The organism is Arthrobacter sp. B0427-1-12, assembly GCF_059092905.1.
The window spans coordinates 1-12,355 of sequence record NZ_JBNHIC010000078.1; the positions used below are offsets into that span (position 1 = coordinate 1).

General features: G+C 67.2%; 11 protein-coding genes and 1 riboswitch. Of the genes, 7 read left to right on the top strand and 4 right to left on the bottom strand.

Annotated features, from left to right (window positions below; genetic code table 11):
* Window positions 1–640 precede the first annotated feature (640 nt).
* From AC5RWU_RS22370 to AC5RWU_RS22385, 4 genes are all read left to right on the top strand, one after another.
* Complete coding sequence (locus tag AC5RWU_RS22370) at window positions 641–1,129, top strand: MarR family winged helix-turn-helix transcriptional regulator (protein WP_493986377.1); 489 nt, start codon at window positions 641–643, stop codon at window positions 1,127–1,129.
* A gap of 124 nt (window positions 1,130–1,253) precedes the next feature.
* Window positions 1,254–1,778, top strand: a complete 525-nt coding sequence (locus AC5RWU_RS22375) for a hypothetical protein (protein ID WP_493986378.1) — start codon at window positions 1,254–1,256, stop codon at window positions 1,776–1,778.
* Between the two features lie 531 nt (window positions 1,779–2,309).
* Window positions 2,310–2,723, top strand: coding sequence for a hypothetical protein (locus AC5RWU_RS22380; RefSeq protein ID WP_493986379.1), 414 nt, complete (start codon window positions 2,310–2,312; stop codon window positions 2,721–2,723).
* 658 nt (window positions 2,724–3,381) lie between these two features.
* On the top strand, window positions 3,382–3,801 hold the full coding sequence (locus tag AC5RWU_RS22385) for a response regulator (protein ID WP_493986380.1): 420 nt from the start codon (window positions 3,382–3,384) through the stop codon (window positions 3,799–3,801).
* A 226-nt stretch (window positions 3,802–4,027) separates the two neighbouring features.
* Here AC5RWU_RS22385 and AC5RWU_RS22390 read toward each other — a convergent pair whose 3' ends face one another.
* A complete protein-coding gene (locus tag AC5RWU_RS22390; RefSeq protein ID WP_493986381.1) occupies window positions 4,028–4,408 on the bottom strand; it encodes a DUF7793 family protein in 381 nt (126 codons plus the stop codon).
* 268 nt (window positions 4,409–4,676) lie between these two features.
* Between AC5RWU_RS22390 and AC5RWU_RS22395 the strand changes: the two genes are divergently transcribed.
* Window positions 4,677–4,937, top strand: coding sequence for a DUF3040 domain-containing protein (locus AC5RWU_RS22395; RefSeq protein WP_493986382.1), 261 nt, complete (start codon window positions 4,677–4,679; stop codon window positions 4,935–4,937).
* A gap of 613 nt (window positions 4,938–5,550) precedes the next feature.
* Here AC5RWU_RS22395 and AC5RWU_RS22400 read toward each other — a convergent pair.
* Both AC5RWU_RS22400 and nhaA read right to left on the bottom strand, forming a co-directional pair.
* A complete protein-coding gene (locus AC5RWU_RS22400; protein ID WP_493986383.1) occupies window positions 5,551–5,766 on the bottom strand; it encodes a hypothetical protein in 216 nt (71 codons plus the stop codon).
* Window positions 5,767–6,313: 547 nt separating this feature from the next.
* Window positions 6,314–7,654: a Na+/H+ antiporter NhaA gene (gene nhaA / locus AC5RWU_RS22405; protein ID WP_493986385.1), complete on the bottom strand. Its 1,341-nt coding sequence runs from the start codon at window positions 7,652–7,654 to the stop codon at window positions 6,314–6,316.
* Window positions 7,655–8,313: 659 nt separating this feature from the next.
* Between nhaA and AC5RWU_RS22410 the strand changes: the two genes are divergently transcribed.
* Together AC5RWU_RS22410 and thiC are read left to right on the top strand one after the other, a co-directional pair.
* Entirely contained in the window at window positions 8,314–9,723 is a 1,410-nt protein-coding gene (locus tag AC5RWU_RS22410; RefSeq protein ID WP_493986386.1) for a TrkH family potassium uptake protein, read from the top strand.
* 310 nt (window positions 9,724–10,033) lie between these two features.
* Window positions 10,034–10,143, top strand: a riboswitch (TPP riboswitch).
* Window positions 10,141–11,871 (top strand): phosphomethylpyrimidine synthase ThiC, encoded by a 1,731-nt coding sequence (gene thiC / locus AC5RWU_RS22415; RefSeq protein WP_493986387.1) that lies wholly within the window; start codon window positions 10,141–10,143, stop codon window positions 11,869–11,871. It overlaps the preceding riboswitch by 3 nt.
* A gap of 101 nt (window positions 11,872–11,972) precedes the next feature.
* On the opposite strand, the gene AC5RWU_RS22420 is transcribed toward thiC, so the two are convergent.
* A partial coding sequence (locus AC5RWU_RS22420) for a hypothetical protein (RefSeq protein ID WP_493986388.1) occupies window positions 11,973–12,355 on the bottom strand: 383 nt, incomplete at its 5' end.

The following is a 12,355-nucleotide window of genomic DNA, read 5'->3' on the forward strand; positions in this document are numbered from 1 at the left end:
ACCAGTTCGAGTTCGAGTTCGCCCTCGACCTGCTCCTGGACGGCTTCGAGCGTCTCCACGGGCAGAACTGGACATCGAAGCAGGCCAAACTGGACCGCGCATAGCCGGCCCCGGGGATATCTATCGTCATTCCGGAGAAGTAAGAGGCACGGCTGCAGGTTTACCTGCGTCGCGTCACAGGACCGGCGGCCCGCGGGCCAGAAGCCTCTGCGCCGTCCATGCTCCTCAACCTCGGGACTGTCCCCGGTTTTGTTGACTCGATGGTCTGCCTGCAGCCAAAAGCACCGCTAACAGCACATGTGTCCGCCGCCGGTCCGTGCTCCATTTCCTCCAGCCATCATTGTGGCCGTCCGTTGGTCACCTCCTCTGTCCGTACTCCCCTTCTGAGAGCCGGGAATGAGTGGCCGCTGTCCGGCCCGGGAGAGCCGGTCGGAACACGACGCCGGTACCTGAAGGAGCAGGTCTGCCCGCTTCTGCCCGCGCATCCGGTCATCGGCGCGTAAGCGGCAGGGCCGACGCTTCCGCCCTGTCAGGCGGTTCCGGCCACCCGCGGTGCCGGCAGGTGGGCAGCTGCACGGGCGCAGGTACCGCGCTATCCTAGATCGCTAGACGGACTAGCTATACCTTCTGGGGGTTTTACATGCAGGATCCGGCCTTGTCTGGCTATTGGTACACGAAGGACTGCGCCGCTGCGGCGGAGGTTCTCGATGCCCTGCGGGACTACCGGGCCTCGGAAGCGGCCATGCGCCGGCGCACGCGCTCCTCCATGGGCATGGGGGAAAGCGATCTGCTGGCCCTGCGGTATCTGCTGCAGGCCGAGGCCGCCGGCCAAACGATAGGGCCGAAGGAACTGGCTGCCCGACTCGGCATCACCTCAGCGTCGGTGACCACGCTGATCGACCGGCTGGTCAAAAGCGGCCACCTCCGGCGGGAACGGCATCCGACCGACGGCCGGGCCCTGATCCTGCGGGCCACCGCCGGCTCGGACCGCGAGGTGAGAGCCACTGTGGGGCGGATGCATGCCCGCATGCTCGACGCTGCCCGATCCCTGAGCGAGGAAGAGACCCGAACGGTGACCGCTTTCCTGCGCCGCATGCGTGAGGCCGTCGACGCCATCGACCCCGTCTGAGGCCGCCGATTCGCGCCCCGGCCCTTGCCAGGGCCCCGGCAAGGGCCGCCAGGTGGACAAAATTCCGGAAGCCTGCTTATAACTAGCTTGTCTAGTTAGTTAGTTTTCGGCTCAGGAGGACCCCGTGACTGCTGTTGCAGCCCAGCTTGACTCCCGCACCGCCCGGGACTTTCTTGACTCCCGCACCGCCCGGGACTTTAAGGACACCATCCCCTTCCCGGTGCCGGTGGTTCCGGGGCCGGTATTTGCCCTGCAGAAGACCCCGGTGCAGCAGGCCCCGATGGCGGAGGCTCCTGTGCACTGCGGTCAGGCCATGACCCTTGCCGAGGTCTCGCTCGGGCTGCCGGTCGTCACCTTCCCCGCAGAGCAGCCGCGCCCGGCGGCCAGGCGGGAATGGGTCTGCGGCTGCGGCTTCCGCCAGGACGCTGAACCGAAAGGGGCGGCCGCCATGCGGCGGGTCCGGCTGGCCGCCGCGCAGCTCGAGGCGCGGCAGTGGGCCCTGGACCGGGCCACCGAGAACCTGAATACCAGCATCCGCGCCGCCGCCGCCGACGGTTGCCCGCCGGAGGCAATCGCCTCCGCGGCCGGCCTGACCGTCCGGCAAGTCCGGGACGTCCTGCGCGAGGACACAGCGGCCAGCCCAGCCTAGAAACCCCAACGCCGACCACCCTTCCCCGGACACCTCCCCGGAGAACCTCATCCGCAGCGGGGTATCGGTAAATGCCGGGGCCGGGAATGCCGGGTGACAATCCCAGCCCCCGCAGGTAGCTACCCGCACAACCCTCGGCAGCCAACGCCCAGGACCGGATCCGGACGGTCAGCCCAGACACAGCCCAACCTGCCCCACCCCATGCATCGGCCGATAAGAACGCCTATGACACAGGGGCAGAAACCTCCAATAAATAGGGGTGGAACCGGGAACGGACTCACATTCCCGGCTCCACCCCCTTTCCCCGGGTAAAGAGATAACCATGGCGGTCGTCAAGGGCCCCGCACCAGGCCCGCCGGACCATTAGGCGGCTGCGATGAGGAACACAGCACGGGATGACCCTGTGATCGAAACGTTAGCCGGACACGCACCCGGCACCCGGGTTACGGGCGCGGCACGGCGCAGACTGGTAGGCGTGGGCCGGGCCTGTCCGCCGACACGTGCCAGACTGTGCTTCAAGAGGGGGGAACGATGCCAGGTATCAGGCGCACGACGGCGATCGCCGCCGTCGGCCTTATCGCTGCCGGGGCCACGGCCGCAGGGGTATACATTGCAGGCCAGGCTGTCGCCGACCAGAGCACCATCCGCTGCTTTCCCGCGCCGGAACTTGAGGCCGAGGACGCACTCAGCCTGGCGCACGCCCGGAACAGGCCGGCCGCGGAAGCCATTGACCGCTGCGCCGAGAAGTGGCGCAACGGCACGCTGACCCGCGACGGCATCAACCCGGCCGCACTGGATCCGGACAGCGGTTTCGACCCGGAGGACACGACCATCACGTTCACCGTGCCGGAACTGAGCGCCTGCCTGTATGAGGACGCGGTGGCTGTCTTCCCCGGCGATCCCCGGGTCTGCCAGCGGCTGGGCCTGAAACCGCTGCAGTCCTGACCTCCGGCCGAAACTGCCACCGCAGGCCTCCTCCGCGCGGCGCCTGAGCCCCCGCAGATGGGCGGCCCGGCCGGCGATATGCTCGGCGGCCATCGGGCGGCTGTCGGCACCTCCGACATTCTCCGATGGCCGACCCGGGCCAGGGAGGTTTTAGTGCCGTTCGGTGCTGTGCTGTTCTTCGGGGAGGGTGCGACGGCCGGTGCGCGGGCCCCTGCGGGGACGGGGTCCGGGACTGTTTACAGACGTTGTTCCCAAAAAACTAAAGTGCCGATAACGGCGCATATGTCCGGAAGCATCCGGCGGGCCGCCTCAGATGTGGATACCGGTGTTGCAGAGCTTGCCGGCGCAGCGACACCTTTCATGGAGGGAATACGCCGGTTTTCCAGGGACTGTCCTAGGCGGTCAGCCTCACATCCCCACCCCTGCCGGGCCCGGAACAGGGGTCCGTGTTCCGTTCAGGTCCGGGCCGGAGACCCGGCCCGGGAGACAGACCGGTGCTCAATCGTGACCGGGCGGGGATTGTCCCGGCCCGAAGGCCGAGCCTAGAGTGGCGGTGCTGGCTTCCCGCCGTCACGCCCCAGGGCATGGAGCGGGGAGCCTTCCCATATACCGGCCCGGGACCTGCGGTCCTCCAGAGCAGTAAAGGACAGAAGCACCGGTGAGACCCACGCGCGTTGCCATCGTAGACAATCACGTCAGGTTCGCCGAGCTGCTCATCGGCGCCCTGAACCGGGAACCGGACCTGCACTGCATCGGCCACGCCACCGGCGTCGAATCCGGGATCCGGCTGTGCCTGGACCGCAGACCCGACGTGGTGATCATGGACCACGACCTGGGCGACGGAACCGGGCTGGAAGCCTCCGAGCGGCTCCTGGCCCATCAACCGGACATGCGCATCATGCTGCTCACCGCCAGCGCGGACCCCCGGACCGGGCAGGCAACCGGTCCGGGGATCAGCGCTTTCCTGCACAAGGGCGGCTCACTGGCCACCCTGCTGCAGAGCCTCAGAAAAGCAGCCGGAACCACACCCGCACGTCCGGTTCCGGCGTCCCGCTCCGCCCGGCACACCCGCAGCTGAGTGCTGCCGGTGCCCGTGACACCCCTGCCCGGCACCCGGCCTGCCTTCAATTCTTCGGTTCAGCGCGGCAGTGGCTGGCGGTTACGTTCTCCCCATGGAGGATCAACGCAAGCTGAAACGCCGCCCCGCACCGGATGTGGAAGCCGGCAACTCTGCAGGATCGCGGGCAGACCAATACGCCGGTGAAACCCCCGGGGCCGGGCAAGGACCTGGCCGGTGGCCGGGTTCAGGACACCGGTTCGGCCAGCAGCCACTGCAGGGCCTGGCTGCGGGAGGTGAAGTACCGGGTCGGGCACGGGGGCGTGTAGACGCCGAGGAAGAAATTCACGAGCACCCGGTCCACGGACGAAGCACCGCACAGCGCGATCCTGGAAGCGCAGGAGGCGCGGGTGAAGACCGTTCGCGCACCGCGGCTGACCGAAGCCGTACCGGCCATGTCAATCAGCAGTCGCCTGCCCGTCCCGCCGCATATGTCATTGACCAGGGACATGGCCGCCCGGGCATCTTCCTCCCCAAGATGGACACCGGGAGCCCACCGCAGGAACAGTACCCCCTCATCGCTCACGCGCAGGGACGCTGTCCGGTCCCCGGTAAATCTTTCCGTCATGCCCCCCCTAATCGGCCCGAACGTACCAAGGACAGTATTGGCAGGACCCGGCGGGGTCAACAGGGCCGGGCCCGGCCACCGCGCACCGCCGCAACATTCTGCCGCTCACCCGGCCGATCACCGCTGCAGCCCCCGGGCTCCCGGGTGCCGGAACGTTCCGGACAGAGCCGGACCGAGCCGGAACATACTTAAAGAAGAGATCTCTGATGAGGCCGGGCCGGTGATGGTTCCGCGTGCCGGCCCGGCACGACCGAACGGGGAGGTTAGGATGAGGCTCTCACGCGAAGAGCGCAGGCTTCTTAGGGAGCTGGAAAAAGACCTCACCGCCGATGATCCCCGGCTGGCCCATGAACTTTCTTCAGGAGCCCCGGCGCCGGGAGTCCATGTTTTTCTGGCAGCCCTGGCCGCCGGGATGGGCCTGGTACTGCTTATCACCGGCGTCGCCGCGCAGCTCGCTGCCCTGGCCACGGCCGGGTTCGTGCTGATATTGGCAGGAGTTATCCGGTTCCTCACCATGCCGGTTCCGTGAGGAAACCAAGCGAGGACCGGGCAGGGAAAATACATGTCCGGACCGCCCGATGCATCGGTACCTGTTATCCGCGTTTGAGTTGCCGGGCGGCTCCGTGCCGTGGGTTCGGCGCTACGACCCGTGCGGAGGCAGAACCCGGGCGGTGGCCTGAGCCGCCGGGCACCCCGCAAGAAAGTTTCCGAGGAAAACAACCGGAAAAGAGGACGACTCCCACCCGGCCCCCTAAAGCCTCTAGGACCCGGTTTGCTGCCGGTGGATTGAACGCCCACCGAACGTCAGCTGCCCGGCCTCCACTGCAGGGCCAGCCGACAGCTGCACGGTGGAGCGGGACCACCCCCAATAAGTGCAGTGGGCCGGGCTGTGTGCAGCTGCAGCGTCCCGGCACACTGCCGGACCCACCCCAGGCTCATTACATCCGAGCTACCGGGACAACAAGCCGCAACAACCTCCGCTCGGTAATCGTGACCGATAGGCAACTACGTCGATAACAGCGCATCTGTATCGGCGACTGAGTCTATGGACCGCCCCAGCTTCTCCCACTTGGTGACATGGTCACCAGCACCTGGGCCATTTCATCCGCAGCATAGCGGGCGGAGGAAATGCCGATCGCACATCAGTCCGTCCCCCGCAGTCCGTGGATGACCTCAATGCCGTCCACCTCCGGCAGGCCGGGGGTCGAGGATGACGACGTCGACAGCGTGTTTGGCCGCCTGGCCCGGGATGCTGGCCCCGTCCGGGGCGGTGAGGGTGATGTACCGCGGGTGGTCAGTGGATCTGCAGTGTCTGAAGAATCCGGGGGTTCGTCATCGACGATCAAAACGTTTGTCACGGGCCTCCTCCTGCAGGCGCTTCCGGAAGGGTGTCCGAGGTGCATCCATTTCGTCAGGACCAGTGGGTGGGGACCTGAACGCACCGCGGGCCTGCCGACTGCCGCTACTTAAGGAAGCGGATCAGCGACCGGATAAGGAACCAGAGCACCAGCCCCCCGATGAAGAGCACGAGCGGGATCTGCCACAGTGCGTCAGAGCTCATCATGCCCGTCCTGTCTCTCCCGTAGTCTGCCCCGGCCTGATTCGCCGCGGTCACAGCGATGGACCTCCCCTCAGCGACCTGAAGCTCCAGCCCGTCCAGGGCACGCGTACGGCCGAAATCCTTCACCGGTCCGGCCGTTTCAACACTGGATGCACCAGAGCTCATCACGCCCGCCTGCCACGGTCCATGACAGTGCCCGCGGCAGGCGCCGGGGCGCTCCACGGGTTCGCGTCCCCGCGGGCCGACCAGACTTCCCGGCTCTCCGCTGCCAGACTACAAACGCTCCCCCCGCACGGGAAGACCCGCCGTACCGGGGGACCCGTTCTTTGGAGGGCCGCCGCCGGCTAGCGGTCGTCCTGCTCGTACACGTCCGGGATGCCGTCGTGGTCGGTGTCGACCTGTTCTTCGGCTTCGATCCGGCGGTAGTGCTCGTTGCGGGCGAGCAGGATTGCTGCTGCGAGCAGCGCTGCGAGCAGGGAGGCGGCGAGGATGGCGACCTTGGCGTGGTCATTGGCGGGGCTGCCCAGCCCGAAGCTCAGCTCGGCCACCAGCAGCGAGACGGTGAACCCGATCCCGGCCAGCAGGCTGATACCGGTCAGGTCGATCCATTTCAGGGAAGGATCAAGCCGGGCGCGGGTGAATCTGGCCATCACCCAGGTGGTGGCCACGATACCGACGGGCTTGCCCAGCACTAGCCCGGCAATGATGCCCAGGGCCACCGTGTCGGCCAGCGCGGCGGCGAGGCCTTCGATACCGCCGATGGCCACGCCGGCGGAGAAGAAGGCGAAGACGGGCACGGCAAACCCGGCGGAGACGGGCCGGATGCGGTGTTCGAGGACTTCGGCCAGCCCAGGACCGGCTTCGGGGCCGCTGGAGCGGCTGCGCAGGACCGGGACGGTGAAGCCGAGCACGACCCCGGCGACGGTGGCGTGGATGCCGGAGGCGTGCAGCAGCGCCCAGGCGGTCATGCCGATCGGCAGCAGGATCAGCCAGGCGGTGGCGGGTGTGCGGCCGAAGAAGCGGCGGTATTTTTGGGCTAGGAAGGCGTAGACGGCCACGGGGATCAGGGTCAGCAGCAGCGGGCCGGTGTGGATGTCGCCGGTGTAGAAGAAGGCGATGATGGCGATGGCGATCAGGTCATCGACCACGGCCAGGGTGAGCAGGAAGATCCGCAGCGCGGTGGGCAGGTGCGAGCCGATCACGGCCAGCACGGCCACGGCGAAGGCGATGTCGGTGGCGGTGGGAATGGCCCAGCCGCGCAGCGTGTCGGGGTTGGCCCAGTTGAGCCCGGCGTAGATCAGTGCCGGAACGGCTACCCCGCCGATGGCCGCGGTCACCGGGACGACCGCTTTGGCCGGCTGGCGCAGGTCGCCTGCGACGAACTCGCGTTTGAGTTCCAGTCCGACCAGGAAGAAGAAGACCGCCAGCAGCCCGTCGGCCGCCCAGGCGCCCAGGCTCAGGTCCAGGTGCCAGGGCTCGTAGCCGATCTTAAAGTCGCGTAGCGCGAAATAGCTGTCTGAAGCCGGGGAGTTGGCCCAGATCAGGGCAATGAGGGCGGCGGCGACGAGCAGGGCCCCGCCGACGGTTTCCCTGCGCAGGATTTCCCCGATGCGCAGCGCCTCGGCGTAGCTGCCCCGGCCCAGGACAGGGGGCTGAGGACGGGGGGTGGGGGTTGGTGCGGCCATGGACGGCTCCTTAGGGGCAGATCGACAATAAACGTGCCGACCAGACTTCCCGGCTCACCGCTTACCACCATACCCCGTGCTGTTCTCCCGGCCGCAGAGGGTTCCCCCGGCGGCCGGCCGTCTTCAGGTCAGTATCGGCCGCGCCGCAGGGCTCGCCGGCATGTTTTCGCGCATCAGGACGCCAGCGGCGGTCAACCCGATGATGTCCGCCTCCTTGCCGTGCTGGCGGTGCTTCCCGGTGCTGGTGTTCAGGGCCGCGATGCAGCAAGTACCTCAGAGGCAGGCGTCTGTCAGGCCGGTCCCTCAGCGGAGACTGCCTGACTGGCTGAGCGGCGGAACGGATGCTGAATCTCCTTTGCAGCGGCGCTGAAGCGTCGGGCGGCAGCGTGCCGCAACAGCGCGGGGCACCGGTGCAGGCGCTGGCCGGGGCGGGACCGGTTTCATCAGCTCAGTGCAGCGGGCCGAACCTGCTTCCCTCTATCGGCACGCGCGATGCACTCGGGACGGCAGGACTCGAGGCGCCAGGTGTTGGGAGCGTTTTCTGCGCTGTGATGGACTCGGCGGCGCCGTGGAGGCCGTCATAGGATGCACCTACGGCCCGCTGTCGCTGCACTTGTGCGGCGGGTACCTGAGAGCCCTAACACGGAAGAAGATCCGTCATGTCCCACACCCAGGCCCCGTGGCGGCCCAAAGCCCAACGGGAACGTTTCTGGCTGCTGGCGTCCGGACGCGATTTTCTCGACAGGATCGCACGCAGCTCACCGGCACGGCTGGCGCTGATCGTTTTCGCTCTGGTCGTTCTGCTGTTCGCCTCGGTCCTGACCCTGCCGGCCGCGGCAGCGGACGGCCGGCCGACGCCGCTGCACGATGCGATGTTCACCGCCGTGTCGGCGGTGACGGTGACCGGGCTGACCACGGTCAACACCGCCGTGCACTGGTCCTTCTTCGGGCAGCTGGTGATCCTCATCGGCATCCAGGTCGGCGGTCTGGGCATCATTACGCTGGCCTCCATGCTGGCCATGGCGGTCGGACGCCAGTTCGGTCTGCGCGGAAAACTGCTGGCGCAGGAGGGCATCAGCACCGGGCGTCTGGGGGAGGTCGGCGGCCTGCTGCGGACGGTGGTGCAGACCTCCCTGGTTCTGGAGCTGGTCATCGCCCTGTTCCTGGTGCCGCGGTTCATTATCGTGGACGGAAATCTGGCCGAAGGGGTGTGGCACGGGCTGTTCTACGCGATTTCCGCCTTCAATAACGCCGGGTTCGTCGCGCATCCGGACGGACTGATGGATTTCACCGGCGACTGGTGGATCCTCATCCCCATCATGGCCGGGGTCTTTGTCGGCAGTCTCGGGTTCCCGGTCTACATGGTCCTGCTGGCCTCCCGGGGAAATGTACGCCGGTGGAACCTGCACACCAAGCTCACCGTGGCCCTCAGTCTGATCCTCTTCACCTTCGGCGCGCTGCTCTGGGGTGCCCTTGAATGGTTCAACTCGGAAACCATCGCGGGTATGAGCACCGGAGACAAAATCTTCAACGCCCTGTTCTCCTCCGTCATGATGCGCTCGGGCGGCTTCAACATCATCGACACCGCCGCGTCCAGCCCGGCCACCCTGCTGGTCACCGATGCCCTGATGTTCGCCGGCGGCGGCTCGGCCTCCACGGCCGGAGGCATCAAGGTCACGACCCTGGCCGTGCTGTTTTTGGCCATCATCGCCGAAGCCCGCGGCACCCGGCACGTCAGCTCGTTCCACCGGACCATTCCCGAAGGCGCGCTCCGGGTCGCCATCAGCGTGACCTTCCTCGGCGCCACCCTGGTGCTGCTGGCCACGGGCATCCTATTGGTAAGCAATGAAGCACCGCTGGAGCGGGTCCTCTTCGAAGTCATTTCCGGCTTCGCCACCTGCGGGCTCAGCGTAGGTCTCAGCGCCGAACTCGATCCGCTCGGAAAGTACGTGATCTCGGCCCTCATGTTCGCCGGACGCATCGGCCCCATCAGTCTCGCCGCCGCACTGACCCTCAAACAAGCCACCGTGCTCTACCGCTACCCGGACGAAAGGCCCATCATCGGTTGATCCCGGTTCCGCCTCATTTTCCGGGCCGGCCATCGCTTTGCGGTCCAGAGTCACCCCGTCGTCCCGGCCGGATAGGGCTCCAACGACCTGCAGGTGCATGACGGGACGGCACCGGTGAACGTTTCCCAGGAGCCGTGACACCGGCATTGTCGGCTGGTGCTCAGTCCGGTTTTGCACGCTCCGCGCCCGGGAACGGACCGCCCTGAACGCCGGCAGATCCGGTAGGCCCCGGGCAGCGTGCTGCTGCCCCTGGCCAGCCTCGGTAACAGGACTGGTGCTTTTGGCGGGACCGTAGCCGGTGTTAGGGTCGTCTCATCCACACGGGAGCCCTGTTGCAGGGGCTGAGATCGGGCTGATGCAGTCCGCGACCGTCGAACCTGTCCGGGTAATGCCGGCGAAGGAAGTAGGAAAACCTCAATGAATGCAATCAACTCGCATGTCCTGGCCTATGTCCGCGATCCCGAACACCGGATCAATGTCCCGGTCACCGAAATCGCCCTGGAGGACTCCCCCAATGGCGCGGCGAATCCTCCGCTGCGGGTGTACCGCACCGCCGGCCCGGGCAGCGACCCGGTCCGCGGCCTGGCACCGCTGCGCGCCGGCTGGATTACCGGACGCGGCGACGTGCAGGAATATTCCGGCCGGGAACGCAACCTGCTCGATGACGGCAAAACGGCCGTGCGCCGCGGGGCGGCCTCAGCGGAGTGGAAAGGCGCCAGGCCCCGGCCGCTGCGCGCGGCCGCCGGCCGGACGGTCACCCAGATGCACTACGCCCGGGCCGGGATCATCACCGAGGAAATGCGGTTCGTGGCCCTGCGGGAGAACTGCGACGTCGAACTGGTCCGCTCCGAACTGGCCGCCGGCCGGGCCATCATCCCGGCCAACATCAACCACCCCGAATCCGAACCGATGATCATCGGGAAGGCCTTTTTGGTCAAGATCAACGCCAACATCGGCAACTCCGCGGTCACCAGCTCCATCGCCGAGGAAGTCGACAAGCTGCAGTGGGCCACCAAGTGGGGTGCGGACACCGTCATGGACCTGTCCACCGGAGACGACATCCACACCACCCGTGAATGGATCATCCGCAACTCCCCCGTGCCCATCGGCACCGTCCCCATCTACCAGGCGCTGGAAAAGGTCAACGGCCAGGCCAACGACCTGACCTGGGAGATTTTCCGGGACACCGTGATCGAACAGTGCGAGCAGGGCGTGGACTACATGACCATCCACGCCGGTGTGCTGCTGCGCTACGTGCCGCTGACCGCCGACCGGGTCACCGGCATCGTCTCCCGCGGCGGATCCATCATGGCCGGCTGGTGCCTGGCCCACCACCGGGAAAACTTCCTCTACACCCACTTCGACGAACTCTGCGAGATCTTCGCCCGCTACGACGTGGCCTTCTCCCTCGGCGACGGCCTGCGGCCCGGCTCCATCGCCGACGCGAACGACGCCGCCCAGTTCGCCGAACTGGACACCCTCGCCGAGCTGACCGAACAGGCATGGAAGCATGACGTGCAGGTCATGGTCGAAGGCCCCGGCCACATCCCCTTCCACCTGGTCCGGGAGAACGTCGAACGCCAGCAGCAACTGTGCCACGGCGCCCCGTTCTACACCCTCGGCCCGCTCGTGACCGACGTCGCCCCCGGCTATGACCACATCACCTCCGCCATCGGCGCCACCGAAATCGCCCGTTACGGCACCGCCATGCTGTGCTACGTCACCCCGAAGGAGCACCTGGGCCTGCCCAACAGGGACGATGTGAAGACCGGAGTCATCACCTACAAGATCGCAGCCCACGCCGCGGACCTGGCCAAGGGCCACCCCGGCGCCCGCGACCGGGACGACGCGCTGTCCAAGGCCCGCTTCGAATTCCGCTGGCGCGACCAGTTCGCCCTGTCCCTGGACCCGGAAACCGCCGAAGCGTTCCACGACGAAACACTGCCGGCCGAACCGGCCAAGACCGCCCACTTCTGCTCCATGTGCGGACCCAAGTTCTGCTCCATGCGCATCTCCCAGGACATCCGCGACCAGTTCGGCGGCACAGCCGCGCAGGAAGCCATCGCCGGCATGAACACCAAATCCGCCGAATTCCTGGCCTCCGGCGGAAAGGTCTACCTGCCCGAACCAACACTGAACCGCCCATAAGGCGGCCCTTAGCGCCGATAACAGCGCCTATGACGCCTGCGGCTCGGGGTGGAGCCGCGGATTTGTTGATGCGGTACGCGCCTGTGGGCTGCCCCGGCGTCTCAGGCCGTGCCGGGCCGGGTCTGGGTTCTCTTGTGTCGCGCCGGCCCGCGGGCCCTGGGCCGGAGGGCTATGCGCGGGCTGGTGCCGGCGTTCAGTACCTGCAGGCCGATGTAGATCAGCGCAACGGCCTGGATGGTGGCCGCAAGGGGTGGGAAGACAACGCTGTAGGGCAGAAAGATCGGTATTGCCATGCCGGTGAACATCGCCACCGCCGGCCACCAGGGCAGCACACCGCTGCGCCACAGTGCCAGCAGCAGCAGCGGCCATGCGACGAGCGTGACGAAAACGGCCGGACGGTCAATGGCGGCATACGCCAGCCCGCTCGGATAGTCGGCGGCGATGGCGGCAAGCTGTGCGGCGGGGACCTCCGCGGCATCGGCGG